General features: G+C 68.4%; 20 protein-coding genes. 14 read left to right on the top strand and 6 right to left on the bottom strand.

Annotation, left to right across the window (positions count from 1 at the left end):
* The 4 genes from treS to BHS09_RS18525 all read left to right on the top strand — a co-directional run bounded on the left by treS (position 1) and on the right by BHS09_RS18525 (position 6,550).
* The gene (gene treS / locus BHS09_RS18540) at positions 1 to 1,656 is read left to right on the top strand and encodes a maltose alpha-D-glucosyltransferase (RefSeq protein WP_140791763.1); all 1,656 of its coding nucleotides are present in this window, start codon (positions 1 to 3) and stop codon (positions 1,654 to 1,656) included.
* The gene (locus BHS09_RS18535) at positions 1,653 to 2,987 is read left to right on the top strand and encodes a phosphotransferase (RefSeq protein WP_140791762.1); all 1,335 of its coding nucleotides are present in this window, start codon (positions 1,653 to 1,655) and stop codon (positions 2,985 to 2,987) included. Before treS ends, BHS09_RS18535 begins: the two co-directional genes overlap by 4 nt.
* The gene (glgB, locus tag BHS09_RS18530; protein ID WP_140791761.1) at positions 2,984 to 5,188 is read left to right on the top strand and encodes a 1,4-alpha-glucan branching protein GlgB; all 2,205 of its coding nucleotides are present in this window, start codon (positions 2,984 to 2,986) and stop codon (positions 5,186 to 5,188) included. Before BHS09_RS18535 ends, glgB begins: the two co-directional genes overlap by 4 nt.
* Before the next feature lie 1,152 nt (positions 5,189 to 6,340).
* Positions 6,341 to 6,550 carry a hypothetical protein gene (locus BHS09_RS18525; protein ID WP_140791759.1) on the top strand — a complete coding sequence of 70 codons (210 nt, stop codon included), beginning with the start codon at positions 6,341 to 6,343 and terminating at the stop codon, positions 6,548 to 6,550.
* A gap of 203 nt (positions 6,551 to 6,753) precedes the next feature.
* Here the strand turns inward: BHS09_RS18525 and BHS09_RS18520 are convergent, their stop codons facing one another.
* From BHS09_RS18520 to BHS09_RS18510, 3 genes are read right to left on the bottom strand one after another with little or no spacing between them, the layout of a single operon-like run.
* The gene (locus BHS09_RS18520; RefSeq protein WP_140798479.1) at positions 6,754 to 7,275 is read right to left on the bottom strand and encodes a gamma-glutamylcyclotransferase; all 522 of its coding nucleotides are present in this window, start codon (positions 7,273 to 7,275) and stop codon (positions 6,754 to 6,756) included.
* Positions 7,276 to 7,293: 18 nt separating this feature from the next.
* Complete coding sequence (locus tag BHS09_RS18515; RefSeq protein ID WP_140798478.1) at positions 7,294 to 7,890, bottom strand: GbsR/MarR family transcriptional regulator; 597 nt, start codon at positions 7,888 to 7,890, stop codon at positions 7,294 to 7,296.
* Complete coding sequence (locus BHS09_RS18510; protein WP_140791753.1) at positions 7,887 to 8,885, bottom strand: polyprenyl synthetase family protein; 999 nt, start codon at positions 8,883 to 8,885, stop codon at positions 7,887 to 7,889. Before BHS09_RS18510 ends, BHS09_RS18515 begins: the two co-directional genes overlap by 4 nt.
* Positions 8,886 to 9,091: 206 nt before the next feature.
* Between BHS09_RS18510 and BHS09_RS18505 the strand changes: the two genes are divergently transcribed.
* Both BHS09_RS18505 and BHS09_RS18500 read left to right on the top strand, forming a co-directional pair.
* On the top strand, positions 9,092 to 10,582 hold the full coding sequence (locus BHS09_RS18505) for an MFS transporter (protein WP_140791751.1): 1,491 nt from the start codon (positions 9,092 to 9,094) through the stop codon (positions 10,580 to 10,582).
* A 258-nt stretch (positions 10,583 to 10,840) separates the two neighbouring features.
* Positions 10,841 to 12,844 carry a M36 family metallopeptidase gene (locus tag BHS09_RS18500; protein ID WP_237080422.1) on the top strand — a complete coding sequence of 668 codons (2,004 nt, stop codon included), beginning with the start codon at positions 10,841 to 10,843 and terminating at the stop codon, positions 12,842 to 12,844.
* 115 nt (positions 12,845 to 12,959) lie between these two features.
* On the opposite strand, the gene BHS09_RS18495 is transcribed toward BHS09_RS18500, so the two are convergent.
* The gene (locus BHS09_RS18495; RefSeq protein WP_140798476.1) at positions 12,960 to 14,285 is read right to left on the bottom strand and encodes an MFS transporter; all 1,326 of its coding nucleotides are present in this window, start codon (positions 14,283 to 14,285) and stop codon (positions 12,960 to 12,962) included.
* Positions 14,282 to 14,962, bottom strand: a complete 681-nt coding sequence (locus tag BHS09_RS18490; RefSeq protein WP_174260562.1) for an ArsR/SmtB family transcription factor — start codon at positions 14,960 to 14,962, stop codon at positions 14,282 to 14,284. The genes BHS09_RS18495 and BHS09_RS18490 overlap by 4 nt, the downstream gene beginning before the upstream one ends.
* Before the next feature lie 93 nt (positions 14,963 to 15,055).
* On the opposite strand from BHS09_RS18490, the gene BHS09_RS18485 reads away from it, so the two are divergent.
* From BHS09_RS18485 to BHS09_RS18450, 8 genes are all read left to right on the top strand, one after another.
* Positions 15,056 to 15,565: a TlpA family protein disulfide reductase gene (locus tag BHS09_RS18485; RefSeq protein WP_140791743.1), complete on the top strand. Its 510-nt coding sequence runs from the start codon at positions 15,056 to 15,058 to the stop codon at positions 15,563 to 15,565.
* A 34-nt stretch (positions 15,566 to 15,599) separates the two neighbouring features.
* Positions 15,600 to 15,902 carry a hypothetical protein gene (locus BHS09_RS18480; RefSeq protein WP_140791741.1) on the top strand — a complete coding sequence of 101 codons (303 nt, stop codon included), beginning with the start codon at positions 15,600 to 15,602 and terminating at the stop codon, positions 15,900 to 15,902.
* Positions 15,903 to 16,057: 155 nt separating this feature from the next.
* The gene (locus BHS09_RS18475) at positions 16,058 to 16,327 is read left to right on the top strand and encodes a hypothetical protein (RefSeq protein ID WP_140791740.1); all 270 of its coding nucleotides are present in this window, start codon (positions 16,058 to 16,060) and stop codon (positions 16,325 to 16,327) included.
* On the top strand, positions 16,328 to 17,890 hold the full coding sequence (locus tag BHS09_RS18470) for an efflux RND transporter periplasmic adaptor subunit (RefSeq protein ID WP_140798474.1): 1,563 nt from the start codon (positions 16,328 to 16,330) through the stop codon (positions 17,888 to 17,890). It begins immediately after the preceding gene.
* Positions 17,891 to 17,895: 5 nt separating this feature from the next.
* Positions 17,896 to 20,955 (top strand): efflux RND transporter permease subunit, encoded by a 3,060-nt coding sequence (locus BHS09_RS18465; protein ID WP_140798473.1) that lies wholly within the window; start codon positions 17,896 to 17,898, stop codon positions 20,953 to 20,955.
* Complete coding sequence (locus tag BHS09_RS18460) at positions 20,955 to 22,169, top strand: TolC family protein (RefSeq protein WP_140798472.1); 1,215 nt, start codon at positions 20,955 to 20,957, stop codon at positions 22,167 to 22,169. The genes BHS09_RS18465 and BHS09_RS18460 overlap by 1 nt, the downstream gene beginning before the upstream one ends.
* Positions 22,170 to 22,242: 73 nt before the next feature.
* Positions 22,243 to 22,512 (top strand): DUF2277 domain-containing protein, encoded by a 270-nt coding sequence (locus tag BHS09_RS18455; RefSeq protein ID WP_026114134.1) that lies wholly within the window; start codon positions 22,243 to 22,245, stop codon positions 22,510 to 22,512.
* A 111-nt stretch (positions 22,513 to 22,623) separates the two neighbouring features.
* Positions 22,624 to 23,244, top strand: a complete 621-nt coding sequence (locus tag BHS09_RS18450) for a cysteine hydrolase family protein (RefSeq protein WP_140798471.1) — start codon at positions 22,624 to 22,626, stop codon at positions 23,242 to 23,244.
* A gap of 36 nt (positions 23,245 to 23,280) precedes the next feature.
* On the opposite strand, the gene BHS09_RS18445 is transcribed toward BHS09_RS18450, so the two are convergent.
* Positions 23,281 to 24,813 (bottom strand): methyl-accepting chemotaxis protein, encoded by a 1,533-nt coding sequence (locus tag BHS09_RS18445; RefSeq protein WP_140791730.1) that lies wholly within the window; start codon positions 24,811 to 24,813, stop codon positions 23,281 to 23,283.
* Positions 24,814 to 24,940 lie beyond the last annotated feature (127 nt).

Below are 24,940 nucleotides of genomic sequence, written 5' to 3'. Positions count from 1 at the left end.
ATGGACCTGGATCCCCTCTGGTACAAGAAAGCCCTTATCTACGAGCTGCACCTTCGTGCCTTCCATGACTCCAACGGAGATGGCCACGGGGACATCCCCGGTCTGATTGAAAAGCTTCCGTACCTCCAGGACCTGGGCATCAACTGCCTCTGGTTGCTGCCCCACTACCCTTCGCCGCTGCGCGACGACGGCTACGACATCGCGGACTTCTACGGCGTCCACCCGGACTACGGCACGCTCGCGGACTTCCAGCGGCTGGTGGATGAGGCGCACAAGCGTGACATCCGCGTCATCACCGAGCTGGTGGTGAACCACACCAGTGACCAGCACCCCTGGTTCCAGGAAGCGCGCAGCGACCCCAACAGCCCCAAGCGCAACTGGTACGTCTGGAGCGACACCGACGAGCAGTACAAGGGCGCGCGCATCATCTTCCTGGACACGGAGCGCTCCAACTGGACGTGGGACCCGGTGGCCAAGCAGTACTTCTGGCACCGCTTCTTCAGCCACCAGCCGGACCTCAACTACGACAACCCCGAAGTGCAGGAAGCCATGCTGGACGTCATGCGCTTCTGGCTCAACATGGGCGTGGACGGGTTCCGCTGCGACGCCGTGCCCTACCTCTTCGAGCGTGAAGGCACCAACTGCGAGAACCTCCCGGAGACGCACGCCTTCCTCAAGCGCCTGCGGAAGACCATCGACTCCGAATACCAGGGGAAGATGCTGCTGGCGGAGGCGAACCAGTGGCCCGCCGACGTGCGCGTGTACTTCGGCGACGGCGATGAGTTCCACATGGGCTTCCACTTCCCGGTGATGCCCCGCCTCTTCATGGCGGTGCGCCGCGAGGACCGCACGCCCATCGTCGAAATCATGCAGCAGACGCCGGACATCCCGGACAACTGCCAGTGGGCCATCTTCCTGCGCAACCATGACGAGCTGACGCTGGAGATGGTGACGGACGAGGACCGGGACTACATGTACCGGGAATACGCCACCGACCCGCGCATGCGCATCAATCTGGGCATCCGCCGCCGGCTGGCGCCGCTGATGGACAACGGCCGCCGACGCATCGAGCTGATGCACAGCCTGCTCTTCACCCTGCCCGGCACGCCCGTCCTCTACTACGGCGACGAGATTGGCATGGGCGACAACATCTACCTCGGCGACCGCAACGGCGTGCGCACGCCCATGCAATGGACGGGAGACCGCAACGCGGGCTTCAGCCGCGCGGATTACGCACGCCTGTACGCGCCCGTCATCGCCGACCCGGTGTACGGTTATCAGTCCATCAACGTGGAAGCGCAGGAGCGGGTGAAGTCCAGCCTCCTGCACTGGGTGAAGCGGATGATTCGCATCCGCCAGCGCTACCCCGTCTTCTCCTTGGGGAACCTGCGCTTCCTCCAGACGGACAATCGCAAGGTGCTGGCCTTCATCCGTGAATGGGAGGGCCAGACGGTTCTGGTGGTGTGCAACCTGTCACGCTTCGCCCAGCCCGCGGTGCTCGACATGCGTGAGTGGGAGGGCGCCGTGCCGGTAGAGCTGATTGGAGAAACCCCCTTCCCGCGGGTGAGTGAGCTGCCGTATCAGCTCTCCATGGGCCCCTTCATGTTCCTGTGGTTCCGGCTGGACAGGCCCCAGCAGGTGAGGAGCCTCGAATGACAACCCTCGATTTGACCAAGCTCCCTGACTACCTCAAGCACCAGCGCTGGTTCAGCGGCAAGGCCTGGCCCATCAAGCACGTCACGGTGATGGACCACGCTACCGTCGAATCGGGCGGTTGCACCTTCAGCCTCGCCGTGGTGGAGGTCATCTACGAACTGGGCAGCCCGGAGCGCTACCTGCTGCCCGTCCATCCCTCCACCGAAGGCGTGCGAGACGCGCTGGAGAGCGACGAATGCCTGCGCGGCCTCTTCGACCTCATCCGAACCGAAGGCCAGGTGGCGTCCGCGTCCGGCCGCGTGCAAGGCGAATGGATTGGCGGTCAGGACGGCTTGCTCGCCCTCTCGGAGTCACCAGAGGTGCGGCGGCTGCAGGTGGAGCAGAGCAACACCTCGGTGGTGCTGGGTGAGAAAGTCATCCTGAAGATCATCCGCAAGCTGGAAGCCGGCGTGAATCCGGAGCATGAGGTGGGCCGCTTCCTCGCGACCAAGACGTCGTTCCGTGCCACGCCCACGCTGGTGGGCGCGCTGCATCTGGAAGGGGCGGCGGGCGCGACGCTCGCGGTGGCCCACCGCTTCGTGCCGGACGCGACGGACGGCTGGAAGTACACGTTGGACCGGCTGCGCCAGGAACGTGCCGTGGGTGAGCGCTTCCAGTCGGAGATGCGCGATCTGGGCTCGCGTCTGGGCGAGCTCCACCTGGCGTTCGCCTCGGCGACCGACGAAGACCCGGCCTTCACGCCGGAGCCGCTGCTGCAAGAGGACCTCCAGCGCTGGAGCGCCTCCATCGTCGGGGAGCTGGGCGTGACGCTGGCGGACGCCAGCCGGCAGTACCCGGAACTGGAGAACCGGCGCGACGACCTCATCGAGTACGCGAAGCGCCTGGCGCAGGTGCCGCCCTCCGGCCAGAAGATTCGCATCCACGGCGACCTCCACCTGGGGCAGGTGCTGCGCGCCAACAACCAGTGGATCATCTTCGACTTCGAAGGCGAGCCCGCGCGCTCCTTCACCACCCGCCGGGAGAAGTACAGCGCGCTGCGCGACGTGGCGGGGATGATCCGCTCGTTCGACTACGCGGAGGCGACGGTTGCACTGGAGGGTGGCACGCCCCACGAGCGCATGAACACCATCCGCGACGCCTTCGTGGAAGGTTATCGGCAGGTGACGCGCGGCGCGCCCTTCCTGCCCACGGACGAAGACACCTTCGACGTGATGCTGCGTGCGTTCGAGTTGGAGAAACTCCTCTACGAAGTCCGATACGAAATGCAGAACCGGCCCGACTGGGTGCGCATCCCCGTCCAGGCCCTCTTGCGTATGGAGGCACCCAAGTGAGGAAGCCAGCCGACAAGGCCCAGGTCGACGCGGAGCTTCAGCGTGTCGTGGAGCTGAGGCATCCGGAGCCACACTCTGTCCTGGGCATCCACCCGGATGGGGATGGCGTGGTGATTCGCGCCTTCCGCCCGGACGCCGTGGCCATCCACGTGCTGCCGGAATCCGGCGGCCGCGTCGCGATGACGCACCGGCTGGGCGGCGTCTACGAGGCCCGCATCAACGGCAAGGACCAGACGTTCAACTACTTGCTGGAAGTGGAGTACCCCGGCAAGCGCGTCTTCACGCTGCGCGACCCGTACAGCTTCCTCCCCACCCTGGGGGAGATGGACCTGTATTACGCCGGTGAAGGCCGCCACGAGCGGCTCTGGGAGCGCATGGGCGCGCACCTGCTGCACCACAACGGCGTGCGCGGCACCTCGTTCGCGGTGTGGGCCCCCACGGCGGCGGGCGTGTCCGTGGTCGGTGACTTCAACGGCTGGGACGGCCGGCTGCACTCCATGCGCCGCATGGGCTCCTCCGGCATCTGGGAGCTCTTCGTCCCCGAGGTGGGCGAAGGCACCCGGTACAAGTTCGAGATTCGCCCCGGCCAGGGCGGGCCCAACGTCCTCAAGGCGGACCCGTTCGCCTTCCGCACCGAGGTCCCCCCCGCCACGGCCTCCGTGGTGCACGACCTGGCGCGCTACACCTGGGGCGACGCGGCGTGGCTGGAGCAACGCGCGCAGCGGCGGGACGTCCATCACCAGCCGTGGAGCGTGTACGAGGTCCACCTGGGCAGCTGGCGCCGGGTGGTGGAAGACGGCGACCGGCCCATGACGTACCGGGAGCTGGCTCCCGCGCTGGCCGAGTACATCAAGTTCACCGGCTTCACCCACATCGAGCTGCTCCCCGTGGCCGAGCACCCCTACGGTGGCTCCTGGGGCTACCAGGTCGGTGGCTACTACGCTCCCACGGCGCGCTTCGGCCACCCGGATGACCTGCGCTTCTTCATCGACCACATGCACCAGGAAGGCATCGGGGTGCTCGTGGACTGGGTGCCCGGACACTTCCCGCGCGACCTGCACGCCCTGGGGCAGTTCGACGGCACGGCCCTGTATGAGCATGCCGACCCGCGCAAGGGCGCGCAGCCGGACTGGGGCACGCTGGTCTTCAACTTCGGCCGCAATGAGGTGCGCAACTTCCTCATCGCCAACGCGTTGTTCTGGATCGAGGAGTACCACATCGACGGACTGCGCGTGGACGCGGTGGCGTCGATGCTCTACCTCGACTACAGCCGCAAGCAGGGCGAGTGGATTCCCAACCGCTGGGGCGGCCGGGAGAACGAAGAGGCCATCCATTTCCTGCGCGAGCTGAACGAAACGGTCCACCGCAAGCACCCGGGCGTCGTCGTCATCGCCGAGGAGTCCACGGCCTGGCCCAAGGTGTCCGCGCCGGTGTCCGAAGGCGGCCTGGGGTTCGACTACAAGTGGAACATGGGGTGGATGCACGACACGCTGTCGTACTTCTCCAAGGACCCCATCTACCGGCAGTACCACCACAACCAGCTCACCTTCGGCTTGCTGTACGCGTTCAGCGAGCAGTTCATGCTGCCGCTGAGCCATGACGAGGTGGTGCACGGCAAGGGCAGCCTGTACGGGCGGATGCCGGGCGACCCGTGGCAGAAGCGCGCCAACCTGCGCTCCCTGTTCGCATGGATGTGGGCGCACCCGGGCAAGAAGCTCGTCTTCATGGGCGGCGAGTTCGGCCAGCCGGCCGAGTGGAACCACGACAAGAGCCTGGACTGGCACCTGACGCACGACCCGGGGCACCACGGCATCCTTCAGCTGGTTTCGGACCTGAACCGCATCTACCGGGACATGCCCGCGCTTCACGACGCGGACGGCGAGCCCATGGGCTTCCAGTGGCTCCAGCCGGACTCGGCCGCGTACAACGTGTTCGCGTTCGTGCGGCGCGCGCGTCAGCCAGGACGGCATGTGGTGTGTATCGCCAATCTGTCGCCGACGGTGCGGGAGAACTACCGCGTGGGCTTCCCGTTCCAGGGCCGCTACGTGGAGTTGATCAACACGGACGCCGAGCAGTACGGCGGCTCCAACCTGGGCAACATGGGCCAGATTCACACCGAACCCACGGGCTGGGATGGCCAGCCGGCTTCGGCCACCCTCACCCTGCCCCCGTTGTCCGTGTTGTGGTTCACGCCGGGCTGAGCCAATCCCTCGACACAGGGGCGTTCACCACAGCATCACCGCGGACTCCTGGTTCCTGCGTCGAGGCACAGTGTGCGAACTGGGGGCGACGGCGACGGGCTTTGCTCGCCGCCTGGTGTCGTTCGTCTTCGCCATGGTGGGTCTCCCACCAGAGCAGCCACCGCCCCGCGCGTGAACCAGCCTGCGCTCCAGCGGGCCCCTCAATGACTCTTCGCAATGAATGCCAACAAAAACATCAAAGACAAACATCAATCACAGACATTAATCCCATGCACGACCCGTCAGAGTGCATTGAAATCACTGGGCATCCCGTCAGCGAAAGGGAACCAGCCAGGCACTGAACGAGCAGGCCCGTAGGATTCGACACACGGGGTGCCAAAACTCACTGAACATCCAATCAGCCCAAAGACGGCGATCAGCCTCTGTGGCAACACTGAACGCATGACCATGTAGGCATCTCAATACGGGGTGCCAAAAACCACTGAACATCCAGCCAGCCCGAAGACGGCGCTCGGCCGAGCGGCGCACTGAACGCACTGCCATGTAGGCATGAATACCCAAGACGACGCCCGAACCACTGAACATTGAATCAGCAACATGCCGCGTTCAGGCCGATACGCGGTACTGAACGCGCTACCATGTAGGCATTCGCGTCCACAGCGCCATCCGGACCACTGAACATACCATCAGCAAACAGGCCGCGATCAGAACTCCGCGCGACACTGAACACACGACCATGTGGGCATTGATGCAATCGAGGGTACTCGCCCCTCTGAACACGTCATCAGCAAATCGGCAGCAACCAGAACCCGGTGTGTCACTGAAGCCCGCTCACAGCGACACCGCGAACATGAGGCCAAATGCCTGATAGCGCGTTCATGTAGGCCTTGGCGGACCAACCACCGCATGACCCACTGAACATCCAGGCAGTCAATCACCCCCGATCATGATCGCCGGGCCCCTGCCCTGACGTTCATGTAGGAACGATGGTCTCAGGCCCCCTGAAAACACCTGATGTTTTGTGCATGTAGGCACTGCCCGCCAACCCCCGATACACCGCCCGCACACCAGGCGAGCAGGCCGTGCCGCTTGCTCCCTCCTCCATCCGACCCCAGCCTACTTCTGGGCGATCGACGCACCAGGAGGACGGGGATGACAAAGAAGAAGATCATCGAGGGGTACGGCGGGACCAGTGAGCAGCGTCAGCGCCACCTCCAGAACGACAGCTTCTCGGAGCGGGCGCCTCGAACGCCGGACGAGACGGAGGCGGTGCGCAGCACGCCCGACAAGGACGGGCGTGAGATCACCATCCATCCACTGGACTCCGAGGACTCGGACGACCTGTGGCACGGCAAGCCGTGAGCCTGCCCAGGGGCCGGGCCTCAGCGCATGAACAGGAAGTAGAGCACCGCGCTCAGGGCGATGGACACCAGGATGCTGCCGATACAGCCGAGCCGGTTCGAGAAGAAGAAGAACATACGCGCCGCCCAAGCTGCGCACTCCCAGCGCGGAGGGAAGGCACCACGCTGGATTGTGTCCGAGGGCTTACGGAACGCCCGCGAGGGCTACTCGCCGCGCTTCAGCCGCTCCACGTAGTCCGCTGGCAGGCCCGCGGCCAGGGCACCGCGCACCAGCGCGTCCACGAAACGGGTGCTGACCGGGCCGTCCGCCGACGCACGCCGCGGATTCGTGACGAACGCCGTGGCCTCCAGTTCCTGCCCATCCACGCGCACGCGCACCGGCCGCTCCACGCACATGCTCGTCACGAAGCCTTCCTTGTGCTGGATGATGGGCCAGTCCTGGCCGCGAATCTCGAACAGGCGGCCGTACACCTTCTGGCCCGCGGAATCCGTCAGCCCCGCGACGCGCCCACCCCACCAGCGCGACGGGAAGTCATAGACCAGATCGACATCCACGGCCTCGGCCAGCCGCCCCTCGGGCAGCTCGAAGAAGTCGTAGCTGTGCTGGGACCGCCACTCCTCGAACGCGGCGCGGTCCAGGATGGTCGAGTACGCGAAGTACAGGCGCGTGGCCGACGGGTCCGCGCCCGCACGCGCCTTCATCACCTGATCGTAATGCGAATCCATGTCCGCCCCTTTGACTGACTACTTGGAGCCCCGGCGTCCCCCGGTGGCCTCGTCCCGGAAGACGGACAGCACACCGGACACATCCAGCCGGGACGTCTTGATGAACAGCCGCAGCGCGCGCTCCACGTGCTCGGCCAGCGTGGCCATCTTCTCCAACCGCTGAAGCCGGTCCGGGGGCAGCCCCGACTGGGTCTCCGCCAGCCGCCGGGCCTCCGCCAGGTCGGCGCGGATGCGCGCGACGAAGCCCGCCTCGCGCTCCTCGATGACGTGCGTCACCATCCGGACCAGGTCGTTCTCCGCGCCGTAACGCCAGACGGTGTCCTGGGGCAGGCGCACGCGCTGGATGACGCCCCAGCGCTCCAAGTCGCGCAGCAGCATGGAGACCCCGCCCTTGGACAGGTCCAGCTCGCGCTCGATTTCGCCCGCGGTCAGGGGCTCACCGCGCAGGTATAGCAGGGCCCAGACCCGGCCCTGGTTGCGCTTGAACCCCCAGAACTCAATGACATTGCCCACCGCGTCCACCGCGATGGCTTCCCAGGGCGCCAGCCGGCCATCCGCTGGCGGCGCCTCCGAGGCCGAGCTACCGGGTCCCCCCGTCCACAGGTAGCCTTTCATGCAGCGCGCCCCTGGACTTGTTCCGCGATGCCGGCCGACAGCCTCCGCGCCCAGCTCACCAGCTCCGCGCCCGCGGGCTCCTTGGCGAAGTGGCCCAGCTTGTCGAGCGCCGCCTCGATTTCGACGTTCATCCGCGCCATGGAGGCATCCACCGCGCCCGTGGCTTCAATGGCCGCGCCAATCTCCTTCGTGCGCTCCGGCGTGATCGCCGAGAACGCCCACGCGTCCTTCAGCTTGCGCCGCAGCGACTCATCCTTGGCCACCGCCAGGAGGATGGGCATGGACGGCGTGCGCGAGTGCACGTCCGCGTAACGCGGCTTGCCCACGTCCGTGCCCAGGATGTCGCGAATGTCGTCGGCGATCTGGAACGCCACGCCCAGGTGACGCCCGAAGCCGTCGAAACGTTCCACCGCCTCGGGGTGCTCCGCCAGCGTCGCCGCCGCGTTGCCACACCAGCCGAACAGCGAGCCCGTCTTGCCCTCGGCGATGAAGCGCAGCCGGTTGAGCGGCAGGTCCAGGTCGCCGCGAGCCTCCACCTCGGCGATGGCGGCGCGGGTCATCTCGGAGACGACCGACAGCGCGCTGCGCGTCAGCCGCGCGTCCAGTTGGGACAGCTGGTACAGGCCCGTGGACAGGATGAGGTCGCCGCTCATCACCGCGACGATGTTGCCCCAGCGCGCGTTCACCGTCGGCCGGCCCCGGCGGAACATGCCCGCGTCCACCACGTCGTCGTGCAGCAGGCTGGCGGAATGGATGAGCTCCGCGGCCACGGCCACGTCCACCAGCCGCTCCGCCGGAACTCCCACCGCGCCGCCGAACAGCCGCGCCAGCATGGGGCGCGCGCGCTTGCTGCCGCTGCCCAGGCACAGGTGGCGGGCCGCCTCCATCAGCGTGTCGCCCTTCACGTCCGGACCGGCATCGCCATCCACCAGGGTGCTGCCAAGCCGCTGCTCCACCGCCCCCAGAAAATCCGTCAGCTCCCGAGCCAGATCCATAGTGCGCCGTCTCCTCGTCCGTTCATATAGTTCAAGACCGCTTGAACTGCACCTGATTCCAGCGCTGCCCAGCAGCCGGGCGCGAACGGGTACCGGAGCATGTGGGACAGCCGCGCCGCACTCGCCCGGAGAGCGGCCGGGCACTCTGGGGCCCACCGGGGGTGGATTGAGAGGGCCCGGCGGAGCGTGCGACAGAACGCGGACCTGTGACTCGCGCAGCCCTCCGTCGGCAGTTTCTCCGCAGCTTCAGCTTCGCCTCCCTTGCTTCCGCGGTTCCGCTGTTCCGACCCGGCGCGTCCCTGCCCGGTTCGACGGCGCCGCTCCTGGGGGCGCCGCCCGCGGACGGCCCCGGGCCCATGGTCCGCCCCCAGCAGGGCCGGCTGCGCCGGACGCTGGGCGTGTCCGTGGTGGAGGGCATGTTCTCGGAGGTCTTCACCGCGTGCGCGGGCGCGACGGTGCTCACCGCCTGGGCCATCGCGCTGAAGCTGGGGCCCTTCCTCGTCGGGGTGATGACGGCCCTGCCCTTCTTCGCGCAGTTCGTGCAGTTCCCCGCGGCCTGGCTGACGGGCGTCTTCGGCCACCGGCGCGTGGCCCTCACCGCGGTGTGCCTGTCCCGCGTGGTGATGTTCCCCCTGGCGGTGCTGCCCTGGCTGGGCCTGCCCTTCGAATCCCAGCAGCACCTGCTGCTGACGGTGGCCGGCATCTCCGCCGCGTTGAGCGTGGTGGGCAACAACGCCTGGGTGGCGTGGATGGGGGAGCTGGTGCCCCGCGCCGTCCGGGGCCGCTTCTTCGGACGCCGCACCGCGCTCACTACGCTGGCGGGCACGCTGGCCTCCCTGGGCGCGGGCCTCCTGATGGACCGGCTGCGCCCCGCGGGCGGCGTGGGCGTGGCCCTTCCGCTGCTCGCGTTGGGCGCGTGCGTCATGGGCATCGTCACCACCCTGTTCATGGCCTCGCAGCACGACCCGGCGCCCCCGGGCACCACGCCGCCCCTGGAGCTCAAGGGCGCGCTGGTCCCTTTCAAGGATGACAACGCGCGCCGGGTGCTCACCTACCAGGTGGCCTGGAACGCGGCGGTGGGGGTGTCCGCGCCCTTCTTCGCGCTGCACAGCCTCCAGAACCTCAAGATGACCTTCGTCATCATGGCGCTGCATGCCGCGGCGGTGGCGGGCGTGCGCATCCTGGCGGCGCCACTCTGGGGCCGCGCGATTGACCGCTGCGGCGCCCAGCCCGTGTTGATGGCGTGCTCACTGGGCATCGCTACCATCCCCGCCCTGTGGCTGCTGCCCTCCGCGGGGACGCTGTGGCCCCTGCTCTTCGACGTCCTCCTCGCCGGGGCGCTGTGGAGCGGCCACGGCCTGGCCATCTTCGAGCTGCCCCTGACGGTCGCGCCCCGGAAGAACCGTCCCTTCTACCTGGCCGCCTTCGCCACCGCCGGCGGCCTGGCCTATGCCGCCGCGGCCGCGCTGGGAGGCGCCATCGCCGCCGCCCTGCCCACCCAGTTCACCCTGGGCGGCCACGTCTGGGCGAACCTGCACGTGCTCTTCGTGCTGTCCTCTGTGGCCCGCCTGGGCGCGGCCCTGTTGACGGCGCGCATCCCCGAGCCCGGCGCCCACCCCGTGCGCTCCGTGAGCGCGCTGCTGTCGCGCCTGCTTCCGCGGCCAATTCCTGCTCACCGCGCCGCGTTGGATGATTGACATTCAAAAGACGTAACAGCGTCATTGCTTGTCATACTGCGGGACTGTGCAAATCCGTTGCACAAAACCGCAGAATTCCAGATTAGCTGGTGATTTGCTATTTTCACTTAAAGTGTGATTTCTGCCGTGCCAGCACCGTAGCTCCTAGAGGAGCTCGGTCAACCCGCAGTGCAGGAGCACGACATGTCCTCAGGTCCTTACCGAAGGCGCCTTTTTCATGCGGTGTTTCTCGTGGGAACCCTTTCGGGTTCCGCTGCAATGGCAGTCCATTCGGAGGCAGGCGTTCGTAACTACGATGCGCGTGATGCCTACAACGCGCAGGCACGGTTTGGCATCTCGTCTGCCCAGACGTCCAGCCAGGCCGCGTTGCGGCAGGCCGTGCCGGAACTGATGGTGGAGTTCGACGAGTCCAACGGCCTGGTGCGCTCGCTCACCAATCCGGTGGGTGCGCTCTCCGGTCCGCGCAGCGGGGACCCGATGGCCATTGGCCTGGACTTCGTCCAGAAGCACCGGGACGCGCTCGGGCTGGGGCTCAACGACCTGGCGAACCTCGAGGTGACGGACCGCGTCTATTCGAAGGTGAGCGGCGTCACCAACCTGTACCTGCGCCAGACGTACCGGGGCCTGCCCGTCTACAACGGCCAGCTTCAGATCAACGTGGACCGCGACGGCCGAGTGCTCAGCGTGCACAGCGACTTCCTCCCGGCCCTGGAGTCCTCGCTCGCCGGCACCACGCCGCGCCTGAGCGCCGCGGATGCGGTGGTGGGCGTGGCGAAGCACCTGGGCGTCCGCATCTCCGCGGCGCCGCAGTCCCTGAAGGCCGAGCCCGGCGCGCGTCAGCGCACGCGCGTGGCGGTGGAAGGCCTGTCCACCGAGCCCATCGACGCGGAGCTGGCGGTGCTGCCAGTTCGCCGTGGTGAGGCACGGCTGGTGTGGCGCTTCCAGGTCCACACCCTGGACAACGACCACGCCTACGACGTCACGGTGGACGCGGCCACGGGCGAGGTCTGGACCCGCTTCGACTGGGTGGCGGCCGATGATACCTACCGCGTCTATCCCATGCCGGTGGAGAGCCCCAACCACACCACGCCGCTGCCGCCGGCGGACGGGCGCGTGCTGGTCTCCAACCCCGCCAACGCCACGGCGTCACCCTACGGCTGGCACGATACGAACGGCGCAGCCGGCGCGGAGTACACCACCCTCCGCGGCAACAACGTCCACGCCTACGAGGACACCAACAACGATGGCCTGCCGCCCGCCGTGCAGCCCGACTGCACCGCGGCCATCCACTGCGACTTCCCCATCACCCTCACGGGCGCGCCCTCCACGTACATCCCCGCGGCCGTCACCAACCTGTTCTACTGGAACAACATCATCCACGACGTCCAGTACCAGTACGGCTTCGATGAGGCGTCCGGTAACTTCCAGGTCAACAACTACGGCCGGGGCGGCGCCGGCAACGACGACGTCCGCGCGGAGGCGCAGGACGGCGGCGGCATGAACAACGCCAACTTCATGACCCCGCCGGACGGCCAGCGGCCGCGCATGCAGATGTACCGCTGGAACACGGTGACGCCGAACAAGGACGGAGACCTGGACGCCGGCATCATCGTCCACGAGTACGGCCACGGCATCTCCAACCGCCTCGTGGGCGGCCCCAGCAACGTGTCCTGCTTGTCGAACCGCCAGCAGCCGGGCGAGGGCATCAGCGACTTCCTGTCGCTCTTCTACACCGCGAAGGCGACGGACACCGGCGCGCAGGGCCGCGGCGTGGGCACCTACGCCCTGAACCAGCCCACCACGGGCGCGGGCATCCGTCCCCAGCGCTACAGCACCAGCAGCACCGTCAACACCTGGACCTACGCCAGCATCAACGGCATGGCGGTTCCGCACGGCGTGGGTGCCGTGTTCGCCCAGGGCATGTGGGAGGCCTACTGGGCCCTGGTCAATCACCACGGCTTCAGCGCCAACCTGTACGACGCCACGGGCACCGCGGGTAACCAGCGCATGATGCTGTACTTCACCCAGGGCCTGAAGAACACGCCGTGCAGCCCCACCTTCACCCAGGTGCGTGACGGCATCATCACCGCGGCCACCACCCTGCACGGTGGCGAGGACGTCTGCCGCCTGTGGACGGCCTTCGCCGCGTTCGGCATGGGCACCAACGCCGTGTCCAGTGGCTCCGGCGGCACGACGCCCACCAACGGCTTCGCGGTGCCCGCCGCCTGCGCTGCCTTCAGCGCGACGGCGGCCAAGCTCTAGTCGCTGAACACCACCGGGCCGGAGCTCCCTCGTGGGCTCCGGCCTGGTCCGGGTCAGTCGCACGGTGCCCAGCGCCTCCCCGGGTGTCACGCCAATCGAAGCGCGCTCCTGACCTTCATGGCACGTGGAGCCCGTCGAGGCCGCGACCTCCGGCGCTCCCGCGACCACAGACCGCCGGCGGCGCCTCACGCATGACCACGGCCACCGTCGTGCCGGACATGAAGGTCGCGACGGCGACGGCGAGAATCGCCGACTCGAAACCGAAGCGGTCCGCGATGAGGCCCGCCAGCAAGGCCCCCAGGGCGTATCCCAGGTCACGCCAGAAGCGGTAGACGCTCAGCGAACGCGCGCGCCACGCGGGCTGGGAGGCGTCGGAGACCGCCGCGATCAAGCTCGGATAGACCAGGGCGGTGCCAATCCCCAGCAGGACGCTCCCGGCGAACCACCAGACATACCGTCCGCCCCACGCCGTCAGGGCGAGCCCCGCGGCCTGCACCCACATGCCGGCGACAATCAGCCCCTTGCGGCCCCACCGATCGCTCAGGGGGCCCGTCACAACCTGAAGCCCGCCCCACACCACCGGATAGACGGCCTTGAGGATGCCAATCCGCTCGATGCCGAGCCCCAGCGACGTGAAGAACAGAGGGAAGATTCCCCAGCTCATCCCGTCATTGAGGTTGTTCACCAACCCCGCCTGCGAGGCTGCGAACAGGTTGCGGTCCCGGAACGTCGTGCGCGCGAAGACTTCACGGAAGCCCAAGGACGCCTCCACGGGGCTCGCGGCCCTGGCCTCCGCGTGAACATGCCCGCCCGTATCCCGCACCAGCAGGATGGACAGGGCGGTCCCGATGACGGCGTAGGCAACGCCGACGTAGAGCGGAACGGGACGCAGTCCGTAATGGCTCGCGAGCACGCCGGTGAGAAAAGCCGTGGCCCCCACCGCGAGGTACCCGGCGAACTCGTTGAGGCCCACCGCCAGCCCGCGTCCCTTCGGGCCGACGAGGTCGATCTTCATGACGACCGCCATCGACCAGGTGAACCCCTGGCTCAACCCCAGCAAGACGTTGGCGGCAATCACCCACCCCCAGTCCGGCGCGGCCATGAGCATGAAGGGCACCGGCAGGCCGACGAGCCAGCCCGCCACGAGGACCCGCTTGCGCCCCCAGGAATCCGCCAACTGCCCCGACACAAGGTTCGCGAACGCCTTGACCACACCAAAGCTGACGATGAACGAGGTGATGAGCGTGGTGGACGCGATGTGGAACACCTCGGAGCCCATCAGCGGGACGACGGTGCGCTCGATGCCCACCATGCCGCCGACAAAGGCATTGGTGAGCATGAGCAGGGAGAACTGCTTCCAGTTCTCCCTCAGTCCCAGGCGGACGTCCGGCGCCGCGCGGCGCGCTGCGGTCTGGCCCGCCACGTCACGCCGGAAGATCATGACTGTGCGGCCTCGCTTTCGACGCGCCAGCCGCGGGCACGCCAGTCGATGACGCCTTGTTCCAGGCGCCGTGCATTGAAGCCCCGCTTGCGGAGCAGTTCGACCGCCTCCACCGCCATGATGCAGTAGGGGCCACGGCAATAGGCGACGACCTCGCGGCCCTTCGGCAACTCGTCGAGCCGCGCCTTGAGTTCGCTGACGGGGATGGAAATCGCACCGGGGATGTGGCCCGCCCGATACTCCTCCACCGGGCGGACGTCGAGCACGGTGACGTCTCCGGCCCTCACCCGCCGGAGGAGTTCCGGCCCCTCGACGGGCTCCATCGCGCCCCGCCGCGTGAAGTACTCGCGGGTGACCTGCTCGACCTCGGCCAGACGCGCCTCCGCGAGCCCGCGCAGCGACAGGAAGAACCGCCAGACGTCATCGTCCGCGAGGCGATACTCGACATAGAGGCCGCGCTTCTCCGCATCGACGAGCCGCGCGGCGCGAAGGACCTGGAGATGTTGGGACGCGTTGGCGACCGAGAGGCCCGCCTGCCCCGCGAGCGACTCCACCGTCCGCGGCCCCTGGCTGAGCAGCTCCAGAAGCTCCAGCCGCTTCGGCGCCGATACGGCCTTACCGAGCCGGGCGAACTGTTCGTAGATGGCGTCCTTGAAGCGTCGATGGGGTGTCGTCACGAACGGAACTATTCAATAGAACACTTGAATACTCAAGCCACGGGGACGTGGTACCTTCGGGGACGCTCGCACGCCTCGAGGTCTCAGCCCCTGATGCGCCCCCCCACCGCCTTGCGCCTGCTTCTGCTCGGCCTGTCGTCGCTGACCTGGGCATGCAAGAGCGAGCCCCCACCGGCCTATGTCCGGCTCCAGGGGACCGCGCCCACCGTCGCGGACGTGCCGCCCTCCCGCGCCTTGCTCATCGTGTTCTGGGCGTCGTGGTGTCCGCCCTGCCGGCAGGAGACACCCCAGCTCGTCGCCCTGGCCAAAGCGCCCCCCGAGGACCTCCAGGTTGTCGTCTTCAGCCATGACGAGACGCCCCAGGCGGTGGAGTCGTTCTTCAAGGGGCCTCCACCCGCGCCGCTCCACCTGCGCCTCGACGTGGACAAACGAGCCGGTGACGCGTTCGGCGTGAACCTGCTTCCCGTCAGCGTCCTCCTGGTCGACGGCCGCCAGGTCGCCCGCTTCTCGGGCCCGCGGGAATGGGATTCCAGCGCGATGCGTCGTCTGCTGGAGCGCCTGATACGCGAGCCCCCACCCTCAGCGCCTCGCCCGCTGGATTGACACCACCAAGCCCCATTTAATAAGCCGGTCCTGGATGCAGTCCCTTCTGCGACTTCTCGCCGTGCTCCTCGTCCTGATGACGGGCGGCGTCTTCCAGACGCTGGCCCTGGCGTCGGACGTGCACGACGAATGCGCGGAAGAGGCATCCGACGAATGCGAGGACTGCTCGCCCAACTGCGTGCTGTGCGTGTGCTGCCCACTGAGAGCCGCCCCCGCTCCCGCGTCGCCCCACGCGCGTCTCGTCCCGCCGCCCCGGCCGCTACCCATCCCCTCGCGCGTGGATGAGCCCACGCTCTCCAGCGTGGGGACCGACATCTTCCAGCCGCCCAGAGCCTGACACCGCCCTTCACGGGAGACGTGTGTCTTGCGAGGGCCGTGGCCGGACGTGCGCGCACGTCATCCCGCACCGCCCAAGCCCTGTCCGACCTTCCCGCGCACCTTCGCGCGGGCCACCACCGCCGTGGGCACGCGCCCCGGCAGGAGCGCCTCATCATGCACTCGCTGCGTACGCTGTCCGTCGTCCTGTCCCTGTTCGCCGCTCCTGTCCTGGCCGACGAGAGCAAGCCCGCCCAGCAGCCCCAGGCGGCCGGGTCCGAGAAGCCGCGCTGCGAGCACGGCGTCCAGAAGAGCCTCTGCGCCCGCTGCAACCCGAAGCTGGCCCCCGTCTTCAAGGCCAAGGGTGACTGGTGCCCCGAGCACGCGCGGCCCGAATCCCAGTGCGTCCTCTGCAACCCGGAACTCTCCAAGAAGGGCGTGAAGTAGATGCGTGCCTCCCGAGTCGGCCCCAGCGTCCTGGCGGTGCTGCTGGCACTGAGCGCCGCCAGTTGCAGCCAACCAGCGAGTCCCCCTGCGGCGAAGGCGCCTTCACCGGCTCCAGCCGCCTCGGGAGGCACGTCCACCCCGTCCGAGCCCGCACTCTGTGAGCACCGCGTCCCCGCGGAGCTGTGCACCCGGTGCACCCCCGACCTCATCGACGTCTTCAAGGACCAGGACGACTGGTGCGGTGAGCACGGCGTGCCCGAATCCCAGTGCTTCCAATGCAACCCGGGCCTCACGTTCACCGCGCGGGACACCGCCCCCAAGGATTGGTGCAAGGAGCACGCGGTCCCCGAGTCCCGCTGCACCAAATGCAACCCGTCGCTGGTCGCGAAATTCATCGAGGCCGGTGACTACTGCCGGGAGCACGGCTTCCCGGAGTCCGTCTGCCCGTACTGCCACCCGGAGTTGGTGAAGGCCGCGGGCGCCCAGCCCCCCACCTTCCCCGAACCGGGCACGCGCGTCCGCCTCGCGTCCGCCGAGACGGTCCGCGAGGCTGGCATCCAGACACGTCGCGCGGTGAAGCGGCCCTTTGCCCGGACCCTGGACGTCGTCGGGCAGCTCGACTTCAACCAGAACCGGCTGGCGCAGCTGTCCGCCCGCAGCGAGGCGCTGATAACGGACGTCCGCGTGGACGTCGGCGACGAGGTGAAGGCGGGCCAGCCACTGGTGCTGGTCACCTCCGGGGCCGTGGGCGCGGACCAGGGGCGGCTGTCGGCGGCACAGACGCGGCTGACGGTGGCGCGCTCGGCGCTCGAGCGCGAGCAGCGGCTGGCCACGAGCGGAATCAGCGCACGAAAAGACGTGGAGACCGCCCAGGCGGAGGTCGCGGCGGCCGAGGCCGAGCGCAATGCCGCCCGCGCGGCGCTCTCCGCCGCGGGCGCCAATGGCCAGGGCCCGCAGGGGACCTATGCCCTGTCGGCGCCCTTCGCGGGGACGGTGGTGGCGCGAGACGCCGTCGCCGGACGCCATGCATCTGCTGGACAGCCGCTCATCCAGGTGGCGGACCTGAGCACCATGTGGGCCCTGCTGGAGATTCCGGAGGCGGACGCGGCCCAGGTTCGCGCGGGACAGCGCGTCACCCTCACCTTCGAAAGCATGCCCGGCCAGACGCGTGACGCCACGCTCGCCCGCGTGGGCGCGTCGGTGGACCGGGCCTCCCGCACGGTGCGCGCCCGGGTCGAACTGCCCAACCCCGACGGAGCCCTCAAGGCCGGGCTCTTCCTCAGGGCCCGGGTGCAGGTCGCCCCGGAACATGAGGCGGTGCTGGTTCCCCACGCGGCCATCCAGCGCGCGGAAGGCCAGACGCTGGTCTTCGTGCGCAAGCAGCCGGGGCTCTACGAGCCCGTCGCGGTGGAGCTGGGCGCCAGCACGCGCGAGGAGGTGGAAATCGTCAAGGGCCTGTCGGCGGGGGTGGAGGTCGTCACCACCGGCGCCTTCCTGCTCAAGACGGAGATTCTCAAGGACTCCATCGGCGCGGGCTGCTGCGAGACGGCGGGAGGCGAGTAGCCGCCATGCTCACCCGGCTCATCGAATGGTCGTTGTCCCACCGCTGGGCCGTCCTCCTGGGAACGGGGGCCCTCATCGTTTCGGGCCTGCTCGCCTTCCGGGCGCTGCCCATCGACGCCATCCCGGACACGACGCCCACGCAGGTGCAGGTCAACACCGTCGCACCGGCGCTCACGCCCAACGAAGTGGAGCGCCAACTCACCGTCCCCGTGGAGCAGGCGCTCGCGGGCCTGCCTCGCGTCAGCGAGCTGCGCTCCATCTCCAAGTTCGGCCTCTCCCAGGTCACCCTCCAGTTCGAAGACGGAACCGACCTGTGGTTCGCGCGGCAGCAGGTGTCCGAACGGCTGAGCCGGGTGCAGCTGCCAGCGGGCATCGCGCCCCCGACGCTCGGGCCCGTCGCCACCGGCCTGGGCGAGGTCTTCCACTATCTCGTCAAGAGCCGGACGAAGAGCCTCGAGGAGCTGCGCACCCTGCACGACTGGGTCATCGCGCCCCAACTGCGCAGCGTGCCGGGCGTGGCGGAGGTGAATGCCTGGGGCGGCGAGGAGAAGCAATGGCACGTCATCGTCGACCCCCGCCGCCTGCAGCAGTTCAACCTGTCCCTCGGAGACATCTACCGGGCGCTGGAGGAGAACAACGCCAACGTCGGGGGCGGGGTGCTCGAGCGGGGCGGCACGGCGACGCTCGTGCTCGGGGTGGGAGTGCTCGCGGACGGCAACGCCATCGAGGACGTGGTCATCGCGGCGCACCACGGCGTCCCTGTCCGAATCCGGGACGTGGCGCGCGTCGAGGTGGGCCATGAAATCCGGCGCGGCGCCACCACCGCGGATGGCGAGGGCGAGGCCGTGCTGGGCCTGGGCTTCATGCTGGTAGGCGAGAACTCCCACACGGTGACGAAGGCGCTCGCCCAGCGGCTGGCGGACATCCAGCGGACGCTTCCCGAGGACGTCCGCCTGGAGCCCGTCTACGAGCGCACCGAGCTGGTGGACCACGTGCTGCGCACCGTCCGGACCAACCTGCTGGAAGGCGCGTTGCTCGTCATCGCGGTGCTCTTCATCTTCCTGGGCAACTGGCGCGCCGGCCTCATCGTGGCGGCGGCCATTCCGCTGTCGCTCCTGTTCGCCTTCAACGCGATGCTGCGTTTCGGCATCGCCGGCACGCTCATGTCGCTGGGCGCCATCGACTTCGGGCTCGTCGTCGACTCCTCCGTCATCATGGTGGAGAACGCGGAGCGGCGACTCTCCGAGGCCCGGGACGGACGCTCCCTGCTGGAGGTGGTGCGGGATGCCGCCATCGAGGTCCGCAAGCCCACGCTCTTCGGCGAGCTCATCATCATGGTGGTCTACCTGCCCATCCTCGCCCTCGAAGGCGTGGAGGGGAAGTTGTTCCGCCCCATGGCGCTCACCGTCATCTTCGCGCTCCTGGGCAGTGCGCTGCTCTCCATGACGCTGATGCCGGTGCTGGCCTCCTTCGCGCTGAAGCGAGGCGGTGGCCCTCACCATGAGCCACGGCTGATGCGCTGGCTCCAGCGAATCTACAGGCCCGTCCTCGAATGGGCGCTGGCCCACGCGCGTGTCACCCTGACCGCCGCCGCGCTCCTCATCGTGGGCGCCACCCTCGCCGCCACGCGCCTCGGCAGCGAGTTCGTCCCCCGCCTGTCCGAAGGCACGCTCGTCATCAACACCGTGCGTCTGGCGGAGGTCTCCCTCTCCGAATCCATCCGCTATGGCAGCCAGATAGAGCGGGTGCTGCTGTCCCGGTTCCCAGACGAGGTGCGACGCGTCTGGACCCGGACCGGCACCGCGGAGGTGGCCACGGACCCCATGGGCGTCGAGCTGTCCGACGTCTTCATCACCCTCAAGCCCCGAGCGCAGTGGAAGCGGGCCACCACCCAGGAGGAGCTGGTGAACGAGATGAAGGCCGAACTGGCGGACCTCCCAGGCATGCGCATGGCCTTCCTCCAGCCCATTGAAATGCGCGTCAACGAAATGATCGCGGGCGTGCGAAGCGACGTCGGCATCAAGCTCTTCGGGGATGACCTCGACGTGCTCAAGGCCAAGGCCCGCGAGTTGGAGACGCTGGTGAAGGCCATTCCCGGTGCCGCCGACGTCACCGTGGAGCAGGTGACGGGCCAGCCCGTGCTGGAAATCAGAGTGGACCGGGCCGCGGTGGCCCGTTACGGGATTCCCGCCCGCTCCGTCCTCGACGTCGTGGAAGCAGTGGGCACGCGCATCGTCGGCGAGGTGCGCGAAGACGAGCGGCGCTTCGACCTGGCCGTGCGCCTCTCCGAGGAGTACCGCGAGGAGCCCACGCGGCTCGCCACCATCCCCGTGGCCGCGCCCGGCGGCGAGCGCGTTCCCCTGGGACGGCTGACGACCATGAAGGAGACGTCCGGCCCCACCACCATCCAGCGCGAGTGGGGCAAGCGGCGGCTGGTGGTCCAGGCCAACGTGCGAGACCGCGACCTCGGCGGCTTCGTCGCGGAGGTCCGCCGCACGCTCGACGAGAAGCTGGAGCTGCCCGCGGGCTACTACGTCCGCTACGGCGGTCAGTTCGAACACCTCGAACGCGCACAGACGCGCCTGCTCATCGTGGTGCCGGTCGCGCTGGCACTCATCTTCCTGCTGCTCTACCTCACCTATCAGCGCGTCCTGGACGCCGTGCGCATCTTCGCGGGCGTCCCCTTCGCGCTCGTGGGCGGTGTGCTCGCGCTGCTGCTGCGGGGCCTGCCCTTCTCCATCTCCGCCGCCGTGGGCTTCATCGCCCTGTCCGGCGTATCGGTCCTGGGGGACATGGTGCTCGTCTCACGGGTCCGCGCCCTTCTGGAGCAAGGCCAGGCCCTGAGCGAAGCCATCCGCCAGGCAGCCGTGTCCCGGCTGCGGCCCGTGCTGATGACCGCCGCGGTGGCCGCCATCGGCTTTGTGCCCATGGCGCTCAACACCGGCGTCGGCGCGGAGGTCCAGCGGCCCCTGGCCACGGTCGTCATTGGAGGCGTCCTGTCGTCCACCCTGCTCACCCTCGTGGTGCTCCCAGTCCTCTACTCGGTCTTCAGGAGGACTCCGTGATGCGCGTCCTGCCCCTCCTGCTTCTCTTCGTTCCGACGCCGGCCCTCTCGGCTCGCCCCCTGACGATGGAGCAATCCGTCACGCTCGCGCTCGAACACAGTCCTCGCCTCATCGAAGGCCGCGCCGAAGCCGCGTCCGCGCAGGCGCGGTGGGAGGGCGCGGACCTCCCGCTTCAAAGCAATCCGCAGCTCCAGGCCGCCGTGGGTCCGCGACTGCGCGACGAGGGAGACACGCTTGAACTCAACGTGGGCATCAGCCAGCAGCTCGAGATCTTCGGACAGCGACGCGCGCGCAAGGACGCCGCGCGCGCCGCCACGGAGGCCAGCCGGTTCCGACTGGAATCCCTCCAGGTGGAGCTGGCCGCGGACGTGCGTCAGGCCTTCGGCCGGGCGCTGGCGTCCGAACAAGCGCTGCGGCTGAGCGAAGACGCGCTGGGGCTCGCGGAGGAAGGGCGCAAGGTCGCGAAGGAGCGGCTCGAGGCAGGCGCCGCTTCCCACATCGAGATGAACATCGCGACGGTGGAGCGAGGCCGGGCCCTGCAGGAGAAGGTCCGCGCCACCCGGCTGCGGCACCAGGCCCTGGCGGAGCTGAAGCTCCTGCTGGGCATGGACCCCAACGAAGACATCACCCTGGAGCACGCGCTCCGGACAGAGGTGACGCCCCAGCCCGCGCTCTCGGTGCTCGTCGAGCGAGCCTCCGGTCAGCGCCAGGATGTGAAAGCCGCCCGGGCCGAATGGGAAGCGGCCCGGGCCGAGCTCCGGTTCGCCAGCCGCGACGCCCTGCCCCGCCCCAGCGTGGGTCTGGCCTACGGCCGGGAGGAGAACGACACCATCATCCAAGGGACGATCAACATCGACCTGCCCGTCTTCAACCGAAACCAGGCCGAGCGAGGCGCGAGCGTCGCGAGGGAACGGAGGGCCCAGCAGCGGCTCGCCGCCACCGAACGCTTCGTCCGCGCCGAGGTCGAACTCGCGCTCAGTCGGTACCAGTCCGCCCAGGCGGCCGCGGAGCTGTTCGACGCCGAGGTGCTCGCCGCGCTCCAGGAGAACCTGAACCTCGTCACCGAGGCCTACCGTGCCGGCAAGGTGGACTCCCTGCAACTGCTCATCATCCGGCGCGAGGCCTTGGATGGGCGCCGTGGCTACATCGAAGCACTCGAAGAGCTGAACACCGCCCACGCCCAGTTCTTGAAAGTCATGGGGACCCTGCGCTGAGCGCTTCGCCTCGGCGGCCGTCCGCCGGCGGCAGGCCATGGCCTGTTTTCCGGACTCGCTTTACCCTGAGGGCATGTGCCGGAACATCAAGCCCCTGTTCAACTTCGCGCCTCCCGCCACCGATGCCGACATCCGCGCGGCGGCGCTTCAATTCGTCCGGAAGATTGCTGGGACGCGGACGCCGTCGAAGCAGAACACCGACGCCTTCGAGGTCGCCGTCGAGGAAATCTTCCAGAGTTCGAAGCGCATGCTCGACGGGCTGGTGGCCACCACGCCGCCCAAGGACAGGGCCCGCTTCGAGGCCATGAAGCGCCTGCGCTACAAGAAGGCGGAGTCCCGCTGACGGAGGTGACTCGCCGTCCCCCGGGGCCGTGCTTACCCTTCCGCGCAGCAGCCTCCTGAAGACGGGGTGGATGTGACGCGGAAGGCCGGAATCACGAAGCCACGGCAGCGGATGTCAGCGGGGAAACGCTCCGACACGGCCCTGCTCATCATCGACGTCATCAACGACCTGGACTTCCCTGGCGGGGAGAATGTCCTCCCGTGGGCCCTGCGCATGGTGGAACGGCTGGGCCCCTTCGCGGCGAGGATGCGGCGGGCCGGCGTCCCTGTCATCTACGTCAACGACAACTTCGGGTACTGGCGCAGCAACTTCCGCGACACCTACGACCACTGCACCCGCAAAGGGAGCCGGGGCCGGAACGTCGCTCGGGCCCTCAAGCCGCAGCCGGATGACTACTTCATCCTCAAGCCCAAGCACTCGGCCTTCTTCGCCACCTCCCTGGTGCCATTGCTGGAGCACCTGGGCACCCGGAAGCTCATCCTCGCGGGGCTGGCCACCAACCTGTGCATCTTCTTCAGCGCCCATGACGCGCACATGCACGAATACCAGCTCACGGTGCTGAGCGACTGCTGCGCGGCGGAGAGCGACAACGACCATGACCTGGCGCTCTCCCAGCTCCAGCGCTTCCTCCATGTGCGCGTCTGCCGGAGCGATGAGGTGCACCTGAGCGCGAAGCGCCCCCGCGCCACGAAACACACGTCACCGAAGAAGGCCGCTCAGTCCGCGTCGTAGCGGTCGAAGAACCTCACCGCTGCTCCGGCGGCGCCATCAGACGTTGTAGGCGCGGACGACCTGGGAGACGCGCTCGGAGAGCATCTTCAGGGACATGGCGGAGTCACTCGTCGTAGAGATGCGGGACACGGTGTCCGTCATCAGGGTGTTCAGCTCGTTGACCGCGGTGAAGATCTGCTCGATGCCCGTGGCCTGCTGGCTGACCGTCCGCGCGATCTGCCGCGCCGCCGCGGTGCTGTCCTCGACGATGGCGGTGAGCTGCTTCAGCGTCTCGCCGGACGTGCGGACCTGCGTCAGCCCCGCCTCCATGCGCTCGGTGCCTTCGACGGTGATTTCCACCGTGCCGATGATGGCCTGATTGATGTCCTGGAGGATGCGCCGAACCTGGTTGGTGGCCCGGATGGACTGGTCCGCCAGCGCGCGAATCTCCTTCGCCACCACGACGAAGCCCTTGCCGTGCTCCCCGGACCGCGCCGCTTCGATGGCGGCGTTGACGGCCAGCAGGTGGGACTGGTCCGCCAGGTCCTTCACCGTCTCGGTGATGCCGCTGATCTGCTTGGTCCGCTCGCCCAGGGCGGTGATGCGCGCGGCGATCTCCGCCACCTGATTGCGCACCTCCTCCATGCCGTCGATGCTCGCCGAGACGGCCTCTTCTCCGGTGCGGCTCAGCTGCTCGGCGCGCTCGGCCACCTGGATGACGGACTCCGCGGAGCCCGACGCCAGCATCGCCGTCTGGCGAATCTCCTGCGCCGTCACCTGCGTCTCTTGCAGCGCGGCCGCGTGGCGCGTCACCATCTCATTCTGCTGGTCCGCCGACTCCGTCAGCCCCGACACCGAGTCGCTGAGCAGCTCCGTGGAGGACTGGAGCTGATGCAGCAGCTCCTTCAGCTTGCCCACCAGCATGCCCACGGCCCGCGCGAGCTGCCCCACCTCGTCATCCGAGTCGATGCGAATAGTCTGCCGCAGGTCGCCGCGCTCGGCGATATGACGGACCGCCGCGGAGAGCTGGATCAGGGGTGACACGATGGCGCGGCTGACCAGGAAGGCCGCCGCGGTGAAGACGAGCAGCGCGACCAGCGCGGTGATGCCCACGTTCGCGAGCGCCCCCTCCACGAGCCCACGCGCATGGGTGCGGTCGAAGCCCACGTGGACCCTGCCGGCGTCACCTGGAACCGGCGCCACCAGGTCCTGCAGCTCCGTGTCCCCATCCCGCAGGACGAGCCCTCCCTCGGAGGACTTCAACTGCTCGCGGGCATCCCGCAGCATCTGGGCCTTCTCACCGGCCACGCCCACCAACGTCCCACCCGCGTCGAACGCGGCGACGTAGGCCGCCCCACCATGCCGAGCCACGGCCTCCAGCGTCTGCTGGACCTCGTCGTGCGCGCTCCGCTTCATGCCGTCCGCCACCGCGGCGGCGAGCACCGTCGGCAGCGCGCCGCTCAGCTCCCGCCCCTGCGCCTCGAAGGCCTCCTGGAGCCGAGGCACGGTGTAGCCCTGGGAGAGAAGGACGAACAGGAGCGCCACGACGATGGGCGCCAGGGTGATTTTATGGGTGAGTGAGAGTCGCATCCGGCCGTGCCCGATCCGGGCTCAAAACGGGGAATGATGCTCCATCTGACAATCCAGACGCGTCGCATTGTGGGCGCCAGCGTGCGGGGGTGCAATCCCTCGGGAACCCCTTACGTCGCAGACGCGG

This window comes from Myxococcus xanthus, assembly GCF_006402735.1.
Lineage (GTDB): Bacteria > Myxococcota > Myxococcia > Myxococcales > Myxococcaceae > Myxococcus > Myxococcus xanthus_A.
Note: the sequence above shows the minus strand (reverse complement) of the source record. Positions and strands in the feature narration are given on the sequence as shown.